The sequence below is a fragment of the Klebsiella sp. HMSC09D12 genome, from assembly GCF_001808475.1.
Classification (GTDB): domain Bacteria; phylum Pseudomonadota; class Gammaproteobacteria; order Enterobacterales; family Enterobacteriaceae; genus Klebsiella; species Klebsiella oxytoca.
In genome coordinates this window covers 41511-63860 of record NZ_KV793485.1, presented here as the reverse complement: position 1 = coordinate 63860, position 22350 = coordinate 41511, and the positions used below count along the sequence as shown (strand labels likewise).

Sequence of the window (22350 nt, the reverse complement as noted above, 5' to 3'; positions counted from 1 at the left end):
GACCTCCTGGTTAAAATATGGATTGAAACGGACCCATCTCAACCTGGATGGATTTTATCTGGGTGTAGCTGTGCAGCGTCTGTACGCCGTTTTCGCGGCCAATCCCGGAGTGCTTGTAGCCGCCGACCGGCATCTCCGCAGGGGATTCGCCCCAGGTGTTGATCCAGCAGATCCCGGCCTCCAGCCGATGAATCAGACGATGGGCGCGGTTTAAATCCGGCGTGACGACGCCAGCGGCGAGGCCGTATTCGGTGGCATTGGCGCGGCGAACCGCTTCTTCCTCATCGTCGTAACTCAGAATCGACATCACCGGGCCGAAGATCTCTTCGCGGACGATGGTCATCTGGTCATCGCAGTCGGTAAACACCGTCGGGGCGACCCACGCGCCGTGGTCGAAGCCTTCTCCTTTCAGCACTTCGCCGCCGCAGAGCAGGCGCGCGCCTTCTTGTTTACCCGTCTCGATGTAGCGCAGCACGTTCTCGCGGTGCGGGAAGCTCACCAGCGGTCCGAAGTTGGTGCTTTCAGCAAACAGATCGCCGGGGCGGATACGCGCCACGCGGGCGAGGACTTTCTCTTCAAATGCCGCTTTCAGGCGCGCCGGAACGAATACCCGGGTGCCGTTGGTGCAGACCTGGCCTGAACTGTAGAAGTTAGCCATCATCGCGATGTCGGCGGCGAGGTCGAGGTTGGCGTCTTCGCAGACGATCAGCGGTGATTTTCCGCCCAGCTCCATAGTCACTTCCTTCAGTGAGGAGGCGGCGGAGTTGGCCATCACTTTTTTGCCGCTGGCGACGCCGCCGGTAAAGGAGATTTTGGCGATGTCCGGGTGCTCGGTGAGATACTGGCCGGTTTCGGCGCCGGTGCCCGGCAGCACGTTAAATACGCCCGCCGGGAGTCCCGCTTCGCGGTAAATTTCCGCCAGCTTCAGGGCGGTGAGCGGGGTGACTTCACTCGGCTTAAAGATCATCGCGTTCCCGGCCGCCAGCGCCGGGGCTGATTTCCATAAGGCGATCTGGATCGGGTAGTTCCAGGCACCGATCCCGGCGACGACGCCCAGCGGTTCCCGGCGGGTATAGACGAATGAACTTTCGCGTAACGGGATCTGGCTCCCTTCCAGCGCCGGGATCAGGCCCGCGTAGTACTCCAGGACATCAGCGCCGGTGACGATATCGACGGCGGCGGTTTCGCTCAGCGGTTTGCCGGTATCGAGAGTTTCCAGACGCGCCAGTTCGTCGTTGCACTCGCGCAGAATGTCGACCGCTTTACGCAAAATGCGCGAACGTTCCATGGCGCTCATCGCCGCCCAGATTTTTTGCCCTTTTTGGGCGCTCTTTACCGCCCGGTCGACGTCTTCACAGCCGGCGGCCTGGACGGTCGCCAGCACTTCCCCGTTGGCGGGGTTAATCGTCTCGAAGGTTTTACCGCTGGTGGCGGAAACATAACCACCGTCGATGTAAAGCTGCTGTTCGGCCATTCGGGACATGGGTCCTCCATTATTGAGAAGTCGGTGGCAGATATTTGCTGATGAAGTGCTCGGCGAGCGTTTCGGCGCGGGCTTTATCGAGCGGTTTACCGCTCAGCGCCGCGCGTAGCCACAGCCCGTCGATCAGCGCGGCGAGACCGTATCCGGCCTCCTGCGCCTCTTCGCGCGGCAGGGCGCGCTGAAACTCATAGACGATATTCGACAGCAGTCGTCGGCTGCTGACCTGCTGCAGGCGATAGAGCATCGGCTGATGCATGCTGCTGGCCCAAAAGGCGAGCCAGGCCTTCATTGCCGCGCTGCTTATCTGACTCTCGTCGAAGTTGCCGGCCACGATGGCGCGCAGGCGTTCCCGCGGGCCGGCCCCGGGCAGGGCGTGCAGGCGGCTCAACACCGCCTGGCGCAGCTGGCCGGTGATATCGCGCATCGTCGCCTCCAGCAGGCCGTTCTTATCTTTGAAATAGTGGCTGATGATGCCGGTCGATACGCCAGCACGTCGGGCGATCTGCGCGACGGTGGCATCGTGCATTCCCACTTCATTGATGGCGGCCAGGGTCGCGTCAATCAGCTGCCGCTGCCGTATCGGTTGCATCCCCAGTTTGGGCATTTCTCAGACTCCATTCATCAGCTTTGTTTATCTATTAAAGCGGTTTTTGATTGGACGTTCAATATAAAATGTGTCTTAATTGTTGCCGATTTTGGTTTTAATAGTTGCAAAAAAAAGTAAGGAGAATGGATGACAGACCTTTCGCCGAGCAGAGAAAAGGACAAAATCAATCCGGTGGTTTTTTATACCTCCGCCGGACTGATTTTGTTGTTTTCCCTGATGACTCTCTTCTTCAGCGATTTTTCCGCGGCCTGGATTGGCCGTACCCTGAACTGGGTTTCAAAGACCTTCGGCTGGTACTATTTGCTGGCGGCAACGCTGTATATCGTGTTTGTGGTGTGCATCGCCTGCTCGCGTTTCGGTTCGGTGAAGCTCGGGCCGGAGCACTCGAAGCCGGAGTTTAGCGTCATGAGCTGGGCGGCAATGCTGTTCGCCGCCGGTATCGGTATCGACCTGATGTTTTTCTCCGTCGCCGAACCGGTGACCCAGTATATGCAGCCGCCGGAAGGGGCGGGGCAGACCATGGAGGCGGCGCGCCAGGCGATGGTATGGACGTTGTTTCACTACGGGCTGACCGGCTGGTCGATGTATGCCCTGATGGGGATGGCGCTGGGATACTTTAGCTATCGTTATAATTTACCCCTGACCATCCGCTCCGCGCTCTATCCGATCTTCGGCAAAAAGATTAATGGCCCAATCGGCCACAGCGTGGATATCGCCGCCGTTATCGGCACCATTTTTGGTATCGCCACCACCCTCGGGATTGGCGTGGTGCAGCTAAACTACGGCCTCAGCGTGCTGTTTGATATTCCGGACTCGCTGGGCGCGAAAGCGGCGCTGATCGTGCTGTCGGTCATTATCGCCACCATCTCCGTGACCTCCGGGGTGGATAAAGGCATTCGTATCCTTTCCGAGCTTAACGTGGTGCTGGCCCTCGGGCTAATCCTGTTTATCCTGTTTATGGGCGACACCGAGTTTCTGCTCAACGCGCTGGTGCTCAATGTTGGCGACTATGTGAATCGTTTTATGGGCATGACCCTCAACAGCTTCGCCTTCGATCGTCCGGTCGAGTGGATGAACAACTGGACCCTGTTCTTCTGGGCGTGGTGGGTGGCGTGGTCGCCATTTGTCGGCCTGTTCCTGGCGCGTATTTCACGCGGGCGCACCATTCGTCAGTTTGTGGTGGGAACGCTGATTATCCCGTTCACCTTTACGCTGCTGTGGTTGTCGGTGTTCGGCAATAGCGCGCTGTATGAAATCATCCACGGCAATGCGGCCTTCGCCGCCGAGGCGGTCGCCCACCCGGAGCGCGGCTTCTATAACCTGCTGGCGCAGTATCCGGCGTTTACCTTTAGCGCTTCGGTGGCGACGATTACCGGCCTGCTGTTTTACGTGACCTCCGCGGATTCCGGGGCGCTGGTGCTGGGTAACTTCACCTCGAAGCTGAAGGATATCAACAGCGATGCGCCAAACTGGCTGCGGATCTTCTGGTCGGTGGTTATCGGCCTGCTGACCCTGGGGATGCTGATGACTAACGGCATTTCCGCCCTGCAGAACGCGACGGTGATTATGGGGCTGCCGTTTAGCTTCGTGATCTTCTTCGTGATGGCGGGGTTATATAAGTCGCTGAAGGTTGAGGATTATCGCCGCGAGAGCGCCAACCGCGACACCGCCCCGCGACCGCTGGGCGTGCAGGATCGCCTGAGCTGGAAGAAGCGCCTGTCGCGGCTGATGAACTATCCCGGCACGCGCTATACCCGCCAGATGATGGAGACGGTGTGCTTCCCGGCGATGGAAGAGGTGGCGCAGGAGCTGAAGCTGCGCGGCGCCTACGTCGAGCTGAAAAGCCTGCCGCCGGAAGAGGGGGACAACCTGGGCCATCTCGACCTGCTGGTGCATATGGGCGACGAGCAGAACTTTGTTTATCAGATCTGGCCGCAGCAGTACTCCATTCCCGGCTTTACCTACCGGGCGCGCAGCGGGAAGTCGACCTACTATCGTCTGGAGACCTTCCTGCTGGAAGGGAGTCAGGGCAACGACCTGATGGACTACAGCAAAGAGCAGGTCATTACCGATATTCTTGACCAGTACGAGCGTCATTTGAACTTTATCCACCTGCATCGCGAAGCGCCGGGCAACAGCGTGACCTTCCCCGGAATGTAGGCTATCTAAACGTTTTCTGAAAAAGGATTGCAGCTGGTTAAATATACAGTGAAAAGCGCAGGGAAGCGTATGATGGCGGCGGGTGCCTGAGGCTTTCTGCGTTCAGGCTTAGGTGAGGATTCAGAAAGACGAAGCCCCAGGAGATGTTCCCATCAACCTGAGGCTCACGATCCAACCCTAGCACGTTGGATAGTAGCCTCTTCTTCGCATGGAGGCAACGAGATGCTGACAAAATACGCCCTGGTGGCAATCATCGTGCTGTGTCTGACAGCGCTGGGATTGACGTTAATGGTGCACGACTCGCTGTGCGAGCTGAGCATCAAAGAACGTAGTATGGAGTTCAAGGCCGTTCTCGCTTACGAAACGAAGAAGTAGCCGGTATGCGGGGAGCTATCCCCGCTTATCCGCAGGCTGGGTAAGGAACCTTAAGGCACCTTTTTTCTGCTGATCCGGGAGCAGGATGGACGGCGAGAGAACAGAGACCGGTTAAAAGCAAAAGCGCCGCCACCCTGCATAATGCTTATCTGGCAGGCGTCAGAGTATTGACGTCGACCACGTCCATACCTGCATTTTTTGCGGCTTCAATACCAAATCGTGAGTCTTCAAAAACCAGGCAGCGTTCAGGCTGAACCTTAAGCTCGCTGGCACATAATAAAAAAGTGTCGGCGGCGGGTTTATGATTTTTAACCCGGTCAGCGGAGACGATAGCGGCGAAATGCTGAGTTAATTGAAAGCGTGCAAGCAGTATATCCACGGTGCTACGTTCGCTTCCTATAGCGCGCGAAAAAAATTGATACTGATTTGAAAAAAAATTGATACTGGTTGTGAAGTGTAGAAATTAAATCTTTTGATACTATTAAAGGTGCAACGTGTCAGGCGGCACCTTTAATGTAGCGTCTTAAACAAACTAATCCTGAGGTGGGGTATCAAGAGCAGCCTGGATCTGTTTTTCTGCCTGTTCGAGGATGTCTACACCAGATGTATAACTGGGTATGAACTCAAACGAATTATAGAGCTGCCATGAGACCCCATCGAAACTGCTGAAAAGATCGGCTGTAGCACCGTCTTTGGTTATATATACAGTTCTTACTATGAAAGAGGTTTCAATAATCTGTGTTTCTTCTCCTAGAGAGATACCGTTTGCTGCCGTTTTATTGAATGTGAATTCAACATTTTTTGTAAATGACATGATGCATTCCCCCTCTAAGAATTGAAACCACAAATGTGATACTTCACCGATGAATTTGATTGTAATACATTGATATTTAACACACCTGAGCCAGCAGAAAGCGTGAACAATCTGTTACTGCCTGGAGTATTGTCGTGGGCACCCAGGATGGTGAACGACACTACACCTTCGCGGTTAACTGCAATAATCTCGATAGTCTGGGCCCAACCAGTCTGTACTGAGGTCCATACATCAATAAAAAGCTTCATTGATAGTCTGTTTGGAATAGGAATGGCGATTACATCACCGGTGGTATAAAGACCTCCTGTCCTGGAGTGATGCTCATACCACTGCAAACTATATCCAGGCGAACCTGTTGTAGGATTTTGTGAAGTGTATGACCACCTTGTAGCTGCCCCCAACTGGTCTACAGATTCCAGAATACGAGCAAACTTATCCCGAAGAATAAAAGCGATATCGCGAAGACCATTAGCCATTAAATCAATGTCAGCTTTTTTGGGTTGAGGGTACAACCCGCTTCCGCCAACATCAAACACATCGTAATGATTCGCACTGGGCGCAATCCAGCCATTGCCGTCCATGTTCGCGAAGTAATCCCGGAAGGCTAACCCGTAGGACTGCTCGTGACCAAATTCATTAGGGTGAACAAATTCGCCTTTATTGAATAGTGCAGCCTCGCCATATCTGGCAACCGCATCAAACCAATATTTTTCAACATCAATCAACACGCATCCCAGCTCAAGAGCTATTTGGCGGATTGCATCATTACCCCGAAGGAAACGGACACCTGCCTTTATAGGACGCCCTTTCCACACGAACTGAGTAACCGATTGGGACACTGGTGGATCAAGAGACTCATCGGGGACAGGGGATGCAACAAACTCAGGCCATACCTGTGATACGCCATCAGGCATAGACCATGAGTAGTTTGCAATGTAAGGATGTGGAGAGGTGGTTAGAACCACATCGCCGCCTGCATCTCGTATGAGCCTGATAGCTTTTCTAAGACGCTGCTTAAACCCGTTTTCGTTGAATGTTTGGCCCGCGTTATATTGCGCCGTCGGGAAATCGTTCATACCGTAAATAAAAAGTGCCAAATCGGGATAAACTCCCTCGGCGACGACTTCCGGCCACTGGTCGGCAAGAAAGTTATTGATTGTGCTTCCGTTTACCGATTTATTCGTAAACGAAACAGGATAAATGCCTGTTCTATTGACCGTAGATTGAAAATATTCATAAAACTTAGCAATCGGCGCTTGTATTGAAGGGTCTGGCAAAGTAGCCCCCTTACCAACAGACGAACCGAAACCATAAAATCGATATTGTGCCTGAGACCCCGATACGCCATGACGATACTGGGTGAATTTGTTCATAAGAAGCGGAAAATGAGCCTGAGATACGCCAGAGGCTCCACGTAGCGTTTCCCCTATATCACGCCCCGTATCTGTTTTGATTAGTGATGTACCAGGTAGATTCGCAGAGTTAAGGTCTTGCCTTATTTTCGAATCACCAAGTAAAGATATGGCTTTGGCCAGTTGATCAAATGCTGTTTTGTTCGGCGTTATGCCAGCCGCAGTAAGTACATTGAGCAACTCTGCCTGCACAATATTAAACCAGTCCGCTCCCGGCCAGCTAACGCCGCCTTGCTCCTGACTTTCACCAAACCAACGTGGGGTAATAGACTGCTGCTCTTTCGGTTCCGGCATCTCCGGGACGCCGCTGGTGTTGTCGAGATGATACATAGCGACTCCTTACGGTTTCTCTGGCCAGACAATATCGGTTTCGGTGGTGTCAATGCGGCTTACAGCAAGACGGTATTCTTCCCAGGTGGCCAGCAGCGCTTTCTCTGCGTCAGTGGCCTGACCGCTGCTGATGGCGTAGCTGAGCAGTGAAATCTGCTCAGACGCGGCAGACTGCATCTTAGCCTTCTGACGTTCAGCCTGAGCTGTGAGATAAAACCGTTCAGCGTCGGTGTTTTTCACCCAGGCTGATCCGTCCCACTCATCAAACTGGCCGGGCATTTTGAGGGTGTAGCCGTCAGGAACAGGGCCGACCTCCAGTATCGTCGTTGATTCGCGGGTTTCAGTATTCCAGGCAAGCTGGCCGCGAAGGTCCTTGAGGTAAATCCATTCGGTGCCGTTCCAGCGGGTGACGAACGTCGGCTTGTCTTCTGGCGGGGCAACGAACGTGCAGTCCTCCGGCAGAGTAAACCACGGGTCAGAAACGACATGCTTCGTCCCGTTGCTCTCGTAATAAAGCTGACCGGTCTTATCTTCAACCTGCGACCACTGGCCATAGGTGAACAGCAGAACGTAACCGGCATCAGCGGCCGGTGGTTCAGTGGTAACGGCCCATTCAGGCAGTGACTCACTCAGTGCCGAAATAACAAAGCCGGTGCCGTGAATATTCCAGTAACGGGTCCCGCGAATATCGTCCACATATTCCCATACGCCATTTTTAAATATGCCGGTCTGGCCTTTACCCGGCTCACAGGGAATATGCGTGGTATTAACGGGCAGGCCCGTACCTGCCGGAATAGTCATAAAAACGGAGCCGATATAAACACCATCGACATCGTACTGATAAAGCCAGATGGCCTGAGGGCTTTGAGAGAATTCAAATGACATTACGCTAACCTCACGATGGCGTTAAAGGCGATATTCTTGACGGTATTTTCGGTATTCCCGGTGCTGGCCACCGTGGCCGTGTGAGCATGTGGCCCGATGTAGACCGTATGGTGATGCGCCGGGGCGGTACTGGTGTTGTTGCGAGTCCGGTGAGAATCATTATCTGACCCGACCACATAATCGCTGTCCCAGACCTCACCCGGAGCAACCATTCCCCCCTGATGAAAGTGCTCGTTGTCGTCGCTGGTTGTTTTGGTGCCGAGGTCAGTGCTGCTAATCGTCGCATTATGAGCGTGAGCCTTTATTCCATCGGATTCATAGGACAGTAGCGCACGCCCGGAGGCGGGCAAGAACTTGATGGTCTGGCCGCGCATATCCGGCAGAACGCCGGAGGGATAAGCGACAGCAAGACGCGGATAGGCGGTTTTATCGAAGCTCTGACCCAGCATCAGCATAAAACCTGTCGGTGCTGTTGCACCCGGCCACGCCAGAGGAATACCCGGAGGCAGCATATAGTCCGAGGAGAAAATACGGATGGCCTGAGCGAACTGATCCAGTGCGTTTTTGTCCGGCGTGATATTCGCCAGCGCCAGCACGTTCAGCATTTCCGCCTGAATGGCATTAAACCAGTCCGCGCCCGGATAACTCGGCTGAATGCCGTCGCCGCCTTCGGTAAACCAGCGACGCTCAGTAAATAATACCGGCTTGATGGCGGGCATATCAGGTACGGAAGAGGCATTATCCAGGTGATACATAATTAAACCTCGTAAAGAAAATCATAATCGTGCCCGGCCAGCCGGTAACGACGTAAAAAACATTCCAGTATCTGCGCCTGCAGGCTGATTAACGGCGTCAGGACGTTGCTGATACTGCGAAAGCGGATCATCGGCATATCCGTGACCGTCACCTGCAGCAGGTAGCGGTATTTATGCGAATAAATCGGATACATGATGTTGCGCATAACGTGATGCGGCAGGATTTCGGTCACCTGAATGGTGAAGCCCAGCGCATCCTTCACGGCCTGCTCAATCTGCCAGGTGGCCAGCCCGCCCTTGCGGTGGTACTTCTCCACCACGGCATCACGACGGCGGTCGAAGCCGTACGGGATGGCGTTACAGTCTGGTAGACCGAGATAATCCTCCCAGTCGGCCAGCAGCAGGTCAGTGGCCTCCGGGCGCATCTCGGTGACCAGCAAATCCGCGTTCGCCTCCGCTAGCTGCAGGCGGGAACTGAAGCCCCTGAGCAGTGACGTCAACGCCGCCGTCTGGTCGCGTGGCCACGCTTTACCGCGTGGCATCAGTTGCTGCAGGACGTCCTGCCAGTCCTCTACACGATGCGCCATGTGACAGCCCCCAGCGTCAGCAGCTCGTAGTTCTCACTGGCCTGATTGGTGGTGAGGTCCAGCTCGTAATCCGTGACCCCTGTCGATGAGCCGATGGCCGTACGGATGGCAGATAGCAGCAGCGTGTCGCCCGGCGAGACCGAACGAAACAGCGCCTGCAGGCTCAGGGTGACCGCAGAGCGGATGGCGGCAGTGTCGGGGATGACGCGAATGGTCAGCGGCACCGGCTTGAGCGTCAGCGGGATGGGCCAGACCTCGATACCACCGGGCTTGCCGACGTAAGTCCCGGTTGCCGGGTCCTGATGGCGGAAAAGGTACGCCTGCATCGCCTCGCGGTCGGTGCCGGTCGGGATAATGTCCGTGCGCTGGTCGTAGACCCACGCAAGGCCCACCGTACCCAGCCCGTGCCAGCAGTCAAAGGCCCATGCCCGGCTGATACCCGGCAGTTCGGTGGCCCAGATAACGTAATCATGCAGTGCGCCGCCGGTAGGCGGGTTACGTTTGCGGTACAGCAGACGGGTCAGCAGCTCGGCCACAGACTCGACGTCCGCACCGCCGGATATACCCGCATCCGCTACCACACCATCACTGTTCACTCCGGCCACCGGGGAAATGAGGGTCAGAACGTCGCCCGCCGACAGGTTGCCGCTGAGGCCCGTTTCGTCAGCCTGCACGGTGACGGTGATTTTGCCCGCTGACGGGTCACTGGTGGCGGTGACGTGGTAGCGTACGCCGTCCTGCGTCTGCATCTCCGTATCGAGCGGCAGCGGTCGGGTGCCGGTGAAGGCGACCGGTCCGCTGGCATAGGATGCAGCCTTACGAATAACGCCCTCATAGCGGGCGGTATCAATAATGGTTTCGTCGGCGGACTGCTCTGACGGGATTATCTGGTTTTTAATCCACGTCTGATAATCGTAGACGTCGCGTAAAGCGCCGCTGAAAGCGGTATTTAACGCGCGTTCAACGCCGACAATTGGTAATTCCTGGTCGAGTTCAATCTCTAAATCCTGAATACCGGCACGAATAAGCTGGCGGAGTGTCGGGACATTAAATGTAGCCATTTTCTACCGCCTCCCAGCGTTTCTTTATTTCGACGGTTAACTCGGTTTTATCCGGGCGGGTGAGAATAACGGTTAATGCCAGCCAGTTAATGCGGGGAATAGTGGCAATAACCTGCGCATTTCGCGCATAGCCGTAACGTAATAACGGCTGCATGGCCAGACGGGCGTAATTCTCCGCGCGGAGCCTGACCTCTTCGGTCAGCTTTTCACGGTCAATCAGCCAGAGCTTTGAGCCCCATTCAAAATCGCTGAAGGAATTACCGCACCAGCCGCGACGGTCATCGGTGCCGTCGGGTATTTCGTCGCTGGTATCTGCCCGCGCATCAGTAAACAGGCAGATATACACCAAAGAAACAAGGCCCTCGTCAAACGAAAGGCCATTGTGTTCAATCTCGATATCGCCGCCAGCGGGCAGGTGCCAGTTTATTCTGATGGTCATAAGGGTTTAGTCGTGTTTTCACCGTCACCATCCTTATAAATATGGTCAAGGAAACTTTTTCCCTGAACCTGAATATCTTCACTGAAAGAAGTGGGTCCGGTGATATTTATCTGTTTACCGATAATGTCACAGCTCTCTTCGGCAACCACATTTACCGTCTTCCCTGTTATTTCAATCACGCCATTCTTTTTCAGACGAATAATATGGCCTTCCTGATGATAAAGAATAACATCACCTTCTTCACCGCCACGGGGACGACTCCCTTTATCCTCGACGGCGATGGCCACCAGACCGCCGCGACGTCCGCCCACAGCGACGACAATGGCCTCGGAGCCAGCAGGCGGGACGCTGGAAAAGCCATAGTTCTGGAAACGCTCGACGTCGTCATTGGTCTCATCGGCCAGCGACTGCACCTGCAGATTCTGCCGCCCGAGGCTGTCCGTCACAATGCGAACCAGCGCCCGGTCCACCATCAGGCGCAGACGGCGGCCAAGTTCTGCAAGTGAGCGCCCGATATTAGCGTCTTTCAGTCCCATGTTGCCCCCACGGTCGTTTTCGACTTCGCTTTTTTCCCTTTCGCTTTAGCCTTCTGGGACGGCATGTCCAGCGACTCAGGCGGGGCCAGGGTCAGTACCGTCAGACGACCACTGTCACCTTCCATAAAGGAGACAGCTTTAATCAGCCAGGTAACATCGAGCTGTTGAATGGCGTCGGTTACCTTCACCAGTCGGTTGGTCTGCCACAGCGGCCCGCTGACGCCATTCTCCCGCCAGCCTGCCACGGTGATTTCAGTGGTGTTGGATTCGCCCAGCACATACGCCTTATGCCACTCACCACGGGCGCTGGCACCGCCGACCGTCAGACTGTCTTCATTGACCAGAATCTTCGGACGATAGCGGGTGATCTCCGGGTCGCTGACTACCGTCTGACGTCCGCCGATCATCTTCACCGGCTGGTCGTCCCATGTTGAACCGCCCGCGCTGGCGGAGCCCTTGACGATGTACTGGCTGGCACGTTCGCGCCAGCTGAAGCGGCCACGTGCAGCCAGAATATTATCGCCGAGGGTGAGTGCCACTCCGGCCCGTTGGGTGGATGCGCGGGTGATAACCAGCCGACCGTAAGCGTCTGAAGTCACCAGAACGCCGCGCTGTTTGGCCAGACGGTCGAGCAGTTCAAAGCCGGTTTCACCTTGTTCGAGAGTGATGCTGCCAAAGGCGTAGCCGGTGTCGGTCTCGTTAACCACCTCGATGCCGTAGGGCTTGCAAATGGTGGCCGCAAGCTGCTCCAGCTTCTGACCCTTCCACTGACCGGACTTATCGACCACCGAACTGTCCACAAGGTCACCGGTCTTGTCGCGCCCCATGACGCGCAGGGAGACATTCTCCGCATCATAACTGGGAATAAAATCGTCGATGTAGCCGGTCATGACGCGGTCGCTGCCGATGGAAACCGTGCAGGACTGGCCGGGTTTGATGGAGCGCGGCGCGGCAGATGACCAGCGGGCGGTAACGGTCAGGTCGAACTCGCCCGCCACAGACTCCAGCGAGCGGTTAATGGTCATGTCCGTCCAGCCGCCCCAGACCTTGCCGTCAACGTTCAGGGTTAACTCTTCAGTCATTGCTGATGATCTCAATTGTCTGTGAAGGCGTAATAAAGGAGGGATAACGCAGCCGGTTGCGGGTTACCAGCTCGTCCCGGTTCTCCGCGTCGCCGGTCTCGCGGTAGGCCAGCAGCATCACAGGTACTGTCCGGACCGGGGTGATGCGGCGCAGCTCCGGCAGCTGGATGCTGCGAATACGCACATCATTCACCACCGCGAACCGCAATTCGCGAAGAGAACGCCACAGCTCACGCAGGCCGCTTTCGACGGCTTCCGCTGCGGTCTCGCCGAGACGCTCCGCCAGCTGGTCGCCGGTGTTCTGTGCATCCTGGCCGGTCTCGAAGGTCGCGGTGGCCACTGCTTCAGCCTGAGCGACCAGCGTGGAGATAATGACCAGGCGGCGGAAGTCGTCGATATTGGTCTCCATCGCTGCCGTGGTCTCCGGCGTCGATGCTGGCGTGACGCTGCTGGCAAATCCGGTATCGGTGTTCACGCTGATGTTATCGACAAGGGATTTGGTCGCAGACTGCGCAGCCCGGTCGCCTTCCCATTTGTCGCGCAACTGGTCATAGACCCGCAGGGCGAACGGGGGCTCAGAGACCAGGTCTTTCATATCGCTGATGAGACCGGTGATATCGCGGATCATTTCACCCGGGGCGGCAGCTACAATACCGGCGAGGTCCTTAAACCGGTTGAGGCGGTCCATCCACTCGCTGAGCGCATCCGGCAAGGTCGGCAGGCTGGTGACAAAGCCCTCCATATCCTCCAGCAGGGTGTCCACCATGCTGCCGACACCATCAAGCGCCGCGAAATAATCACCGCTGGCCAGCGCTTCCTTGACCTTGTCCGCCGCACTGAGCGTGGTGGCGCTGGTGTCTTCAGTGCCGGAAGGGAACAACTGCTCGCCAGCCTCGTACACCGCAAAGGAAATGTAGACAATGCCGCCTTCTTCGGTGGATAGACGGTGTGTAACGCGGCCCACCTGAACCTTCTGAACGCCGAACCACGGATGCACCAGCTCACCGGGACCAGCGGTATTGAGCGCGGCCAGCAGGCGGTTCATCTGGTCGATGTAGTCACTGCCGAGCAGGATCGCGTTAATCTGTTGTTGAGTCAGCACCGCACCGTGGTCTTCCGTCCAGCCAACCTCTTTTTTGGGGTAGGCGTGAGGGATTGCGCGGCGCCCGCCAGCACCCTCGACGTCGCGAAAAAAGAACGGGACACCCCGGAATGAGGCATCGCGGAGGTCTTCCCATTGAGTGGCCATTACTGCTGCTCCATATTACGAACACCGCTGGACGCACTCATAGTGACACCGGGGGCATTGACTTTAACGCTGGTAACCTGAACCCGATCATCTTTAACAGAAACCTCGATGCTGCCCTTCAGCTCAGGTTGCTGCAGGAACGGATAGCCAGGCTGGTTTTGTGGCTGCATAGACGCCCACGGCGACGGGTCTTGGTAACCCGCAGGTGACGGCGAGGAAGACGTGAAAAAGTTTTTGATGTCCTCCCACATCGTTGAACGCTCATTGTTCTGCTGAACCCTTTTAAGGAGTTCTTCGCGTCCTTCGTCCGAAAAAGGGTCCATATCAGTTAACCCCATCAACTTACTGGCAATTAACCCACCCCGGGCAAGCATTCCAGGCCAACCTGGAAGGTCGGCGGTAGTATCAAGAAGATCGTTAACCTTATCTTCTCCTGTTCCACCCAGCCCACCTGCTGGCCAGTTGGTCACATAAACTGGCATTACACCTGAACCAAACACATCAGCGATACCATTAGGTATACCCTTACCTTTATTTGGATTAAGTACGTCCCAGACACCTTTACCAAACTGAAACGCTTTGCGGGCTGCAATAACCCCCCCGACTGCGATGGCGATATTTTTACCAATCTCCAGCCAGTGCTGGACGGTTTCCTGGTCAACGGAATTAATTGCATCAGCCAGCTCCTGGACTGGTTTTGCGAGATTGCTGTTTGCAAATTTTTTCCAGGTGGTGGTTAGTGCAGTGACGGCTGATGTGAAATCTTTAGATGCATACTCGGCATCTTTCATAATGCCCTGACCATCGGCCACTACGCCGTTATAGCGTTTGAGGTTCTCCGCACCTTTACCGGACGTCACGCTGCTAAGCAACAGGATGCTATCCTGATTAAATCCGGCCCCCAGTAAGCGTGCGCTCTGAGTTTCTGCGCCTTTATTCCCTGATTTTTTTGCAATCTCTCCCATCAGTGTTGGCAGTGATCGCATTTTTCCGTCTTTACCGAAAACATTTATGCCATTCCGGCGCAACTCCTTCACAACCTTCGGAAGCTGCAGATCCCGAATCAGGTTCTCGACTGCAGTAGAGGCAGTGGTCGTATCACCGGTAGCATCGACCGCGCTCTCCAGCGCCACGCCGACGTCCTTCACGCCCCGTACACCTGTTCCCCCTGCGGCGGCATACATTGAGAACGCTTTTACGCCGCGTTCGGCGATATCCTTCAGTTCAAACGCACCTTCTTTACCGAGCTGATTCAGGGTATCCATTGCCTGCAGGGTGTCTTTCTCGTTGCTCAGGTTAAACTTTGTGAACTGAGAGAAGAGTCCCCCGATACTTTCACCATCAGCACCTGACGCAGCGATAGACGGTGCTATGATGTTTCGGTTCTTATAGCCGTAATCAATATCACCAGTCACCGTCCCGACTTTCTCAATCGCGCTGACCACTTCACTGTCATCGACACGAAACTTGATCGCAGCATCCTGCATACCGCCAAACATCTCGGACATTTCTTTTTTGGTCTTCTCTGCTGCCAGTCCCATACGTGTGATGCGGCGATCTGTCGCGGCAAAGTCTCTCAACATGGCACCACCGGCAAAACCGGCAATCATGGTGGTATATCGATTGCCCAGCGCATCCAGACCACGACCAGCCGCCGCCGTCGTGGCTTTGACAACCGACATTGCCCGCTGATTTGTGCGGGCGAACTCGGACATGTTGGCACCGTACTGGCGGGCTTTGGCGGTCAGGTTACCTGCCAGATTGATGAGTATTTCAGTGGTGAGGCGGTTTGCCATGTTGCTTCCTCAGCTGCTCTGTCAGGCGCAGCAGCTGCCGGAGAGGCAACTGCTGCAGGTAGGACATATCAAAACGTTGGGAAAGATTGACGATAAGGTTACTCAGCGCCGTCGCCAGCGGCACCAGGTCGCCCCCGTGACGCGGTCTCCGAAAGCAGGTCATCGAGAACAGCTGCTTTACTGCTGAGTAACTCCAGGTCCTCTGGGTGAAAGGCGTAGATTTGCTTGAGGGACAATGGCCCCGGAATCTCACCCACAGAGGCAATCTGTCTCCGCAGCATACCCAGTCCCATCAGCACCTCAGAGCAGTACGCCACGGCCTTGCCGTTCTCCCCGATAACCACGCGCTCGGCCTCCAGCTGAGCATCGATAACGTCTTTTGAGGTCAGCTCGCGAAAGGTAACGGTACGATGCCGCATCTCATCGTCAGTACCTTTACCGGTGATGTAGCCGTGAATTAACGTCAGTGTCATCTGTGCCATGCTTTATACCTTCACCAGTTTTTCGCCGATAAAGTTGGCACTGATAGTGCCCGCGTCTTCGTCCAGTGTGGCCGGGTTATCTGTCGCTGCCCCGGTCATCATGTAGGTCAGGCCGTTATCGCCCTCAAACATCACCGTCACGCCTTCCCAGTTACTGATTTCGATAACGTCCATATCCTGCGCGGCCGCGATGGTCATCTGGATCGAGGGACCCACCATTTTGCCGGAGTTTCCCCAGACCTTTCCGGCTCCCATATGCTGCGTGCGGGCCTTACCGCCCGGATTGAGGGTAGATTTACCCTCGGTTTTAATTTCGCGGCCATTAATGCGAATGGCCGCCATACCCAGAATGCTCATAAAGGCTCCTTAAAGTTTGAACTGGACGAGACCGGCCAGCACACGCAGCTGGTTGACAAGGTTCGGGTGGCAGATGAAGTTCAGGCGGTTTTTATCGTCGCCGTCGAGATACACATCCAGTGTGTCTTTGTAGTCGTCGAAGTCCTCAACCAGACCAGCAGGAATCAGCTCAGTCAGTGCGATATCCAGCAGCTCGGCGCGGGCAATCTTCGGCGTCATCACCGGCTGGCCTGGATCAAGCAGGTCGAGCACATCATCCCCGGCCAGCTTGTGACGCGGGTAGCGGTTGGTGAACCGGTTTTTGATGACATAGCGGATGCGCCCCAGCGTCGCCGGTGACTGCACGTCGAGGTACGACGTATCGGCGTCGCCATACTGGTTGACGCGGTACATGGTGATTTCGCGCTCGATGCAGACGTTGTCGCTGGCGTCAACGTAATGGGTGGCGATGCCGTCATGCAGCAGCAGGTTGCGCTCCGGCATATCCCAGCGCACCGTTTTGATCGGCGGCAGGATGCCAGGCAGCACCAGCGTCTGCAGCGGACGGGCCGGATCGTTGGCCAGATAGTAGGACGCGATGCCGCCGTAGGATGCCGCCCACAGCCAGTGCGGTTGTGGTGCTATGTTGGTCCCGATGCAGGAAATCAGCCAGTCGTTGCGGGTTTCGCCGAAGGTGCCGCTTTCGGCATGGGTGCCCCGGAAGGCCGTCCAGAGCTGCGCCTCAATCATCTTGAGTGGCCCCCAGCGTTCGAGCAGTTCATCCCGGATTGTGTTCAGGCTCTGCGTATCGTTGAACGGGAACACAATATCGGTGTACCAGTCATCGCCCAGCGCCGCGACAACCGCCGCAATATCCGGGGTGCCGGTGCCGCCGTTGAAGGCGGTGATGGACACCGCAACGCCTGCAGGGTTCTGCTCGCCGGTATAGTAGTTGAGACGGACGTCCATCGCATTGCCGGTCGCGCCTTTCCAGTTGGTGGTCAGGGTGACGACGTCGGTCGAATCCGCTTTCAGCGCAGCAGTAACCTGCGTGTCGGGCAGTTTGTTAACGGCGGCGATAATGGCGGTCGCGATAGTGTCGGCGGTATCGTCAGCGCTGACGCCGACCTGCACCGATATACCGTTAACCAGCAGGGCCAGCGTGCCCGCAGCAGTGGCCGGGCCGGTGATGGTCAGCTCTGCTTTTGAGGCAGCACCGGCATCAATATCAGCCAGGCCCATCGCCCACACTTCGGTATAGCTGTTCGCCTTACGCAGGGTTTTGAGCATCCCGGCCAGCATGGAGCCTTTGCCGTAAAGCTGGTCTGCGGTGCCGTCGCTGGTGATGCGGTTTTGCGTCAGAGCGGCAGCGGTGCCGGTCGCACTCTGCTGGCCGATGACGATAATTTTGCGCGACTGCGCCGGGGCGCTGTCGAGCGCCTGAGAATTATCAATATCGATGTACACCAGCGGAACGCGGATATCAGCAGGAATATTACCCAGTGACGACATATCACTTCTCCTTTACGGTTCGGGTCTGGCGGACTTCCGCCGGTTCGGTTACGGATTCAGCCTGGATATCGGTGATAACAACATCACCTTCAGCTTCGCGGCGATGCCACCATGCACTCATGAGGAGTGTTTCCCCTTCAGGACTGAGGCGCTGGCCATCAGCTTTTCGCACCTGCAGCCCCGCGCGGGCGGGCTTGATATGTTTCTTCATCGTTACGGCTCTCTTACGTTAATAACGTCTTCAATCGGGGTGGTACCATCGCCGACCTGCAGCGTGGCCCCCAGTCGCAGGAAGTCCGGGAGGGTGGCAAGGTCGATTTCATCATCCAGACGGAACTCCTGTTCCCACGTCACGGCCCACATGGTCAGGCCCAGCTCGTTAAGCCCGCCGGAATAGATGTTATCGGCACTGACGGAAGTGGCCGGGCGCTCGGCCTTCATGCCGTTAGCGGCTCCGCGCTGGACAATACGGCGAACCAGCTTTCCGACCAGCACCTCGCAGCGGGTATCGCGCGGATAGCCCCATGCATCGGTGGCCATGATATACGCCGCCCAGGTGATATCGCCGACGGTGCCGCCAGCCTGAGCGCGTATATTGCGCACGCGGAGTGCGGCCAGACGGATGCAACCATCACGATCCGTCAGGTAGGTTTTGACCTCAGCCGGGGTGCTGAACTGGCCGATATGGCGTTCAATCACGCTGACGCGGTCAGGCTTGTTTTGCTGAGGTTCGTTCAACAGCTCCGGCTTCAGCCACGCCACTATGTTCTCAGCGGCGGAGACCGTGGAGCCGGTGGTCAGCAGGGACGGACGTTCATTGCTCACGGTAATACCTCACTCCAGAAATCGCCGATGACATGCATCAGCTCATCACTGTTTGCGGTGGACAGCCCGAGGTACTCGCGCTGCGGAATATTCATCTGGCGGGTATGGGAGCCCACGGTCTGCCAGACCGGATGTTTCAGCGCCCGGCCAAACGCCTGATGAATGAGACGCTTATGAGCGCTGACCGGGACGCTGCCTGCAAAGCCGTCCTGATGAACACCGCTGTAGCTGAGCGGCGAACCCACACGAACGCGGCCACGCTCGACGATGTACTGGATGCTGTCGAGCAGATCGCCATTCCCCTGCAGCAGGCTCTGATTCCCGCTGCGGGTCTTGCGGTAACCTTCGGACCATTCCTCCCAGCGCTCGCCAGCCGGTGAGGTTTTCTCGTCGCTGATGCGGCGGCGGGTCTGTGATTCCACAACAGCCCCGATACTCTCCAGCAGCTCCTGCTGCAGCGAACTGTCGGAGAGCTTCTCGATGGCCATGCGCATCTGCTGCAGCTTCTCAGCGCCGATAACCTCAACCGATATCCCCATCACAGCACCCCTTTGAGGTTGTTGCGGGTGAACAGACGTTTGTTATCGGAGACAACAATCATCCTGCCGTTATCGGTCTCCGGGGCCGGAGTGTCGGTCGGCAGGCCGAGGTCGCGCGTGCCGTTCGCCATCTCCTTGAGGGTCTGGATGGCGCTGTCGTAGCGCTTCTGAATCAGGTCGGTGATCTGATTGTCGCGCTCGGACAGCCAGTAAATGGCGATGGACACAGCTACCCGGTGCAGCGGGCGCGGAACGGTGGTGATGTTCAGCGGCAGCTGATAGCGCTTTGACAGAAACGAGTTGATCTCCGCGTCCGCGTCCTCGATGGCCGTGGCTATCTTCGTCTCGTCGAGCTGGTTCGTTGCCTTGTCGATGGCCATGTTCCAGACCAGCGAACCATCTGTGGCCAGCAGGTCATCGCGGGTAACGTAAATACCCATCAGCCTTTCCCCGCTACCGTCTGCAGGACCGTCACCACCAGATGAGGCTCGGCTTTCAGGCGCTCTGCGGTTTCATGGCTGATGAAGCTTTCCACGACCACATCACCCTCCAGCGCGTTTGCCTCGTTATCACCATCGGGATCGTCGCTGACAAAAACATGCACCGGCTCACGCGGCCAGAAGCGGCCACAGCGCCAGAACCCGCGCTCATGTCTGGCGCGAACCTCCAGCACCACAACATCGTCGGTTGCAGGGGGGACGGTGATAAGGTTCTCACTTCCACCACCCGCGGCCAGACCTTCAGGCGTTAGTGTCAAATCAGCAGTTCCGGTGGTTACGCTGACGGGGGACGCACCCACCGCAACGTAATGCCCTGGCAATGTGACTGACCGTTCAGCTCCCGGCAGGTCAGATGCATCAGCCTGTGCCACTTCCTGCGCTGAAACCTTGCCAGCGCGACCTTTAGTGTTTTGCTTACCCGCTGTTTTTTCTTTCGTTCCACTCACTGTTCCATCCTCATTAAAGGTGGGTTACAGCGGGGTTAAAACCCGCTGTAACGGTATTAAAAATGGAGACTGACGATTACGCCGGGGTGCTAATAAAGGGGCTGTTAACGATATCGACATCCTTGTAATAGATGTTGGAATCGCCACCATCGACCAGCATTGCGTCGATAATACGTTTTGCTGCCGCGCGGTTTTTACGTCCAACTACCAGCGTGGTTGGATTGATCCCCAGCGGTTCGCCAGAATCGCGCTTCATACCCAGCAATACATCTGTTGCCTTCTCATAATTGGCCACAGTCAGTGGTGCACGTGACCCGCATGCTGTCTGCCAGAAACCAAAGCCGACGTTACAGCGACCGTCCACACCAAAGAGAAACTCGTTGTTTTTAAACGTGTGCTCGCTATCAAGATCGTCCAGCGCATGGAAGTCGAACGGGCGGCGCTTTTGATAGAGGATCGGTTTCAGTACCTGACTCTCGTCAATCAGGAACCACGGCTCACCCGTCTCAGTACCATCACCTACGATATTGCTGTAGGTGCCGCCCGCCATCGGGTGGTCGGTATCAAAGAAGTTCTGACCGTCAAAGCACAACGAGGTGAACCCGGCAACCAGCAGCGGGAAGCTCAGTTTGTCCGGGAACTCGGAGACCTGACGCCCGAACGCCTGCGCAGTAATGCGGTACTGGCCCAACTGGTCATCTTCGATATTTTCCCGCTTAACGCGGATGGAGTTTTCCCATGTCTTGTTCGGGATGGTGTAACCCTGCTGGGAAAGCAGCGCCAGCTGGCGATCACCAATCCATTCTTTGATTTCGGGCAGGTCCGAGAGCCAGCCATATGTATTGGAGGCGGCGCTGCTCGGCACTTCGGTGGCAATGCGCAGGTATTGCGGTTTGATGCCCGCGAGACCCTGGGTAAATGCGGCGCTCAGCGATGTTGAAAGTGCGTGCAGAATCTCTGCTGACGGTGCTGGCATTGTTATTGCTCCTGTTTTGATTTAGCGGCGAGAAACGCTTCTTCGGTGATGTCCATACTGCGACACATCGCCAGTTCGGTTTCGGTCAACGTGGTCTGCTGCCCCTTGTTCTCTTTACCTTTTGACGAGTCCTGATTGACCAGCGGCTGCGCAGTTTTCACGAACTCTGCAAACTGCTGACGGCCTTCTTCACTGCGGCAAAGGGCCAGATACATATCGCGGTTAGCGGGCGCGACTTTCCCGGCGGTCACGGCATCGTCAACCAGCGCAGTGGCCGTCTGCTCGTCGAGCGCTTTCAGGCGGTTCTCAGCCTCCTGAGCGCGGTTCAGCGCCAGATTGTGAGTCTCCAGCGGAATAAACTTCGACAGGTCCGGGTTCTGAGCACGGTTCAGCGCGGTCTGTTCGCTGTTCTTAATGGTCTGGATCGCTGATACGGCATCGTCAACCGACGCGGTCTCAGCCAGCCCCAGTGCCGTGGCAATCTGCACAGGTAAAGGCATGGTGTTCTCCGAGTTAAGAGCGGGTAAATACAGGTTGGGTTTGTTGGTCAGGCCAGCGCTGGACAGATGCGAGACCTGACCGGTAGGGAAATGACGGAAAGCCGGGCTGTAATAGCGATACTTCTTACCGCGAACGAGCGCTTCGCCGTCAGGCGTCCACTCGATATGACCGTCAATGCTGCCGTCGGCGTTGACGCGCATGGCATCAATCCAGGCATAAGCCGGAGCTTCTTCACCTTTCGGGCCCAGCAGCTCGGTGGAATGTTCGGCATCAAACGGCAATGTCGGGTAACGAAAGGACGTGGCAATGATGGCCTGCGGATTGTCGTTTACCCACGTACGGCCATCCCGGCCAGTGAATGTGCCCGCAGGGATCATCGGCAACCATTCCGGCAGAGGCGTGCTGGCATCCGACAGGTCGGGAAGCTCGAAGCACAGGGCCAGAAATTCGAGTTGTGTTACAGGCTTTGGCATGGTGCTGTCCGTCGTTAAAGGTAACTGACGGACAGTGTCGGCGATGGGGGAGAAGAAAGTGGATTAACCGCTTTCCCTGTATATAAAGGAAGAGTTGCGGGAAACGCAGCGGGGAACCGCGTTCAAACCCCGTTCAAAAACGCCGTGGCGCGTTTAAGAAATTTTCAGAGAATCATCGTATCACAAATG

26 protein-coding genes are annotated in these 22350 nt (G+C 56.3%); 2 read left to right on the top strand and 24 right to left on the bottom strand.

The features are described 5' to 3' along the window. Positions 1 to 10: 10 nt before the first annotated feature. A complete protein-coding gene (gene betB / locus HMPREF3178_RS17195; protein WP_017146392.1) occupies positions 11 to 1483 on the bottom strand; it encodes a betaine-aldehyde dehydrogenase in 1473 nt (490 codons plus the stop codon). A gap of 10 nt (positions 1484 to 1493) precedes the next feature. Beyond that, a complete protein-coding gene (gene betI / locus HMPREF3178_RS17190) occupies positions 1494 to 2087 on the bottom strand; it encodes a transcriptional regulator BetI (protein ID WP_004111216.1) in 594 nt (197 codons plus the stop codon). A 129-nt stretch (positions 2088 to 2216) separates the two neighbouring features. Here betI and betT point away from each other — a divergent pair, with 129 nt between their 5' ends. Continuing rightward, on the top strand, positions 2217 to 4250 hold the full coding sequence (gene betT, locus HMPREF3178_RS17185) for a choline BCCT transporter BetT (protein WP_004100042.1): 2034 nt from the start codon (positions 2217 to 2219) through the stop codon (positions 4248 to 4250). A gap of 222 nt (positions 4251 to 4472) precedes the next feature. Continuing rightward, the gene (locus HMPREF3178_RS17180) at positions 4473 to 4625 is read left to right on the top strand and encodes a Hok/Gef family protein (protein ID WP_004100044.1); all 153 of its coding nucleotides are present in this window, start codon (positions 4473 to 4475) and stop codon (positions 4623 to 4625) included. A 145-nt stretch (positions 4626 to 4770) separates the two neighbouring features. On the opposite strand, the gene HMPREF3178_RS17175 is transcribed toward HMPREF3178_RS17180, so the two are convergent. The 22 genes from HMPREF3178_RS17175 to HMPREF3178_RS17070 all read right to left on the bottom strand — a co-directional run bounded on the left by HMPREF3178_RS17175 (position 4771) and on the right by HMPREF3178_RS17070 (position 22161). Then, positions 4771 to 5025, bottom strand: a complete 255-nt coding sequence (locus tag HMPREF3178_RS17175; protein WP_323807553.1) for an HAD-IA family hydrolase — start codon at positions 5023 to 5025, stop codon at positions 4771 to 4773. A 132-nt stretch (positions 5026 to 5157) separates the two neighbouring features. Then, positions 5158 to 5439: a hypothetical protein gene (locus HMPREF3178_RS17170; RefSeq protein WP_064355277.1), complete on the bottom strand. Its 282-nt coding sequence runs from the start codon at positions 5437 to 5439 to the stop codon at positions 5158 to 5160. Positions 5440 to 5453: 14 nt separating this feature from the next. Then, the gene (locus tag HMPREF3178_RS17165) at positions 5454 to 7181 is read right to left on the bottom strand and encodes an SGNH/GDSL hydrolase family protein (RefSeq protein WP_064355278.1); all 1728 of its coding nucleotides are present in this window, start codon (positions 7179 to 7181) and stop codon (positions 5454 to 5456) included. A 9-nt stretch (positions 7182 to 7190) separates the two neighbouring features. Further along, positions 7191 to 8066, bottom strand: coding sequence for a tail fiber assembly protein (locus HMPREF3178_RS17160; RefSeq protein WP_064371174.1), 876 nt, complete (start codon positions 8064 to 8066; stop codon positions 7191 to 7193). Further along, positions 8066 to 8821, bottom strand: coding sequence for a phage tail protein (locus HMPREF3178_RS17155; protein ID WP_064355280.1), 756 nt, complete (start codon positions 8819 to 8821; stop codon positions 8066 to 8068). Before HMPREF3178_RS17155 ends, HMPREF3178_RS17160 begins: the two co-directional genes overlap by 1 nt. A gap of 2 nt (positions 8822 to 8823) precedes the next feature. After that, on the bottom strand, positions 8824 to 9408 hold the full coding sequence (locus tag HMPREF3178_RS17150; RefSeq protein ID WP_064355281.1) for a YmfQ family protein: 585 nt from the start codon (positions 9406 to 9408) through the stop codon (positions 8824 to 8826). Continuing rightward, positions 9393 to 10469 carry a baseplate J/gp47 family protein gene (locus tag HMPREF3178_RS17145; RefSeq protein ID WP_064355282.1) on the bottom strand — a complete coding sequence of 359 codons (1077 nt, stop codon included), beginning with the start codon at positions 10467 to 10469 and terminating at the stop codon, positions 9393 to 9395. The genes HMPREF3178_RS17150 and HMPREF3178_RS17145 overlap by 16 nt, the downstream gene beginning before the upstream one ends. Beyond that, positions 10456 to 10908 (bottom strand): phage GP46 family protein, encoded by a 453-nt coding sequence (locus tag HMPREF3178_RS17140; protein ID WP_064355283.1) that lies wholly within the window; start codon positions 10906 to 10908, stop codon positions 10456 to 10458. The genes HMPREF3178_RS17145 and HMPREF3178_RS17140 overlap by 14 nt, the downstream gene beginning before the upstream one ends. Beyond that, a complete protein-coding gene (locus HMPREF3178_RS17135) occupies positions 10905 to 11444 on the bottom strand; it encodes a phage baseplate assembly protein V (protein ID WP_064401004.1) in 540 nt (179 codons plus the stop codon). Before HMPREF3178_RS17135 ends, HMPREF3178_RS17140 begins: the two co-directional genes overlap by 4 nt. Next, positions 11435 to 12526, bottom strand: a complete 1092-nt coding sequence (locus tag HMPREF3178_RS17130) for a phage baseplate assembly protein (RefSeq protein WP_070585310.1) — start codon at positions 12524 to 12526, stop codon at positions 11435 to 11437. The genes HMPREF3178_RS17135 and HMPREF3178_RS17130 overlap by 10 nt, the downstream gene beginning before the upstream one ends. After that, entirely contained in the window at positions 12519 to 13775 is a 1257-nt protein-coding gene (locus tag HMPREF3178_RS17125) for a DNA circularization protein (RefSeq protein WP_064355286.1), read from the bottom strand. The genes HMPREF3178_RS17130 and HMPREF3178_RS17125 overlap by 8 nt, the downstream gene beginning before the upstream one ends. After that, positions 13775 to 15571, bottom strand: coding sequence for a phage tail tape measure protein (locus tag HMPREF3178_RS17120; RefSeq protein ID WP_004114593.1), 1797 nt, complete (start codon positions 15569 to 15571; stop codon positions 13775 to 13777). Before HMPREF3178_RS17120 ends, HMPREF3178_RS17125 begins: the two co-directional genes overlap by 1 nt. A gap of 98 nt (positions 15572 to 15669) precedes the next feature. After that, positions 15670 to 16053: a phage tail assembly protein gene (locus HMPREF3178_RS17115; protein WP_064355287.1), complete on the bottom strand. Its 384-nt coding sequence runs from the start codon at positions 16051 to 16053 to the stop codon at positions 15670 to 15672. A 3-nt stretch (positions 16054 to 16056) separates the two neighbouring features. Further along, complete coding sequence (locus HMPREF3178_RS17110; protein WP_004114591.1) at positions 16057 to 16410, bottom strand: phage tail tube protein; 354 nt, start codon at positions 16408 to 16410, stop codon at positions 16057 to 16059. Positions 16411 to 16419: 9 nt separating this feature from the next. Beyond that, positions 16420 to 17901 (bottom strand): phage tail sheath subtilisin-like domain-containing protein, encoded by a 1482-nt coding sequence (locus tag HMPREF3178_RS17105; protein WP_064401000.1) that lies wholly within the window; start codon positions 17899 to 17901, stop codon positions 16420 to 16422. Between the two features lies 1 nt (position 17902). Continuing rightward, positions 17903 to 18112 carry a DUF2635 domain-containing protein gene (locus HMPREF3178_RS17100; RefSeq protein WP_004114589.1) on the bottom strand — a complete coding sequence of 70 codons (210 nt, stop codon included), beginning with the start codon at positions 18110 to 18112 and terminating at the stop codon, positions 17903 to 17905. A gap of 2 nt (positions 18113 to 18114) precedes the next feature. Next, positions 18115 to 18726, bottom strand: a complete 612-nt coding sequence (locus HMPREF3178_RS17095; protein ID WP_004114588.1) for a hypothetical protein — start codon at positions 18724 to 18726, stop codon at positions 18115 to 18117. Beyond that, positions 18723 to 19265, bottom strand: a complete 543-nt coding sequence (locus HMPREF3178_RS17090) for a phage virion morphogenesis protein (RefSeq protein WP_049082009.1) — start codon at positions 19263 to 19265, stop codon at positions 18723 to 18725. The genes HMPREF3178_RS17095 and HMPREF3178_RS17090 overlap by 4 nt, the downstream gene beginning before the upstream one ends. Then, positions 19265 to 19705 (bottom strand): gp436 family protein, encoded by a 441-nt coding sequence (locus HMPREF3178_RS17085; RefSeq protein ID WP_004114585.1) that lies wholly within the window; start codon positions 19703 to 19705, stop codon positions 19265 to 19267. Before HMPREF3178_RS17085 ends, HMPREF3178_RS17090 begins: the two co-directional genes overlap by 1 nt. Continuing rightward, complete coding sequence (locus HMPREF3178_RS17080) at positions 19705 to 20211, bottom strand: hypothetical protein (RefSeq protein WP_064355289.1); 507 nt, start codon at positions 20209 to 20211, stop codon at positions 19705 to 19707. Before HMPREF3178_RS17080 ends, HMPREF3178_RS17085 begins: the two co-directional genes overlap by 1 nt. Positions 20212 to 20287: 76 nt before the next feature. Beyond that, positions 20288 to 21187 (bottom strand): Mu-like prophage major head subunit gpT family protein, encoded by a 900-nt coding sequence (locus HMPREF3178_RS17075; RefSeq protein WP_004114580.1) that lies wholly within the window; start codon positions 21185 to 21187, stop codon positions 20288 to 20290. Positions 21188 to 21189: 2 nt separating this feature from the next. Continuing rightward, the gene (locus HMPREF3178_RS17070; RefSeq protein ID WP_004114579.1) at positions 21190 to 22161 is read right to left on the bottom strand and encodes a phage protease; all 972 of its coding nucleotides are present in this window, start codon (positions 22159 to 22161) and stop codon (positions 21190 to 21192) included. Between the last annotated feature and the right edge of the window lie 189 nt (positions 22162 to 22350).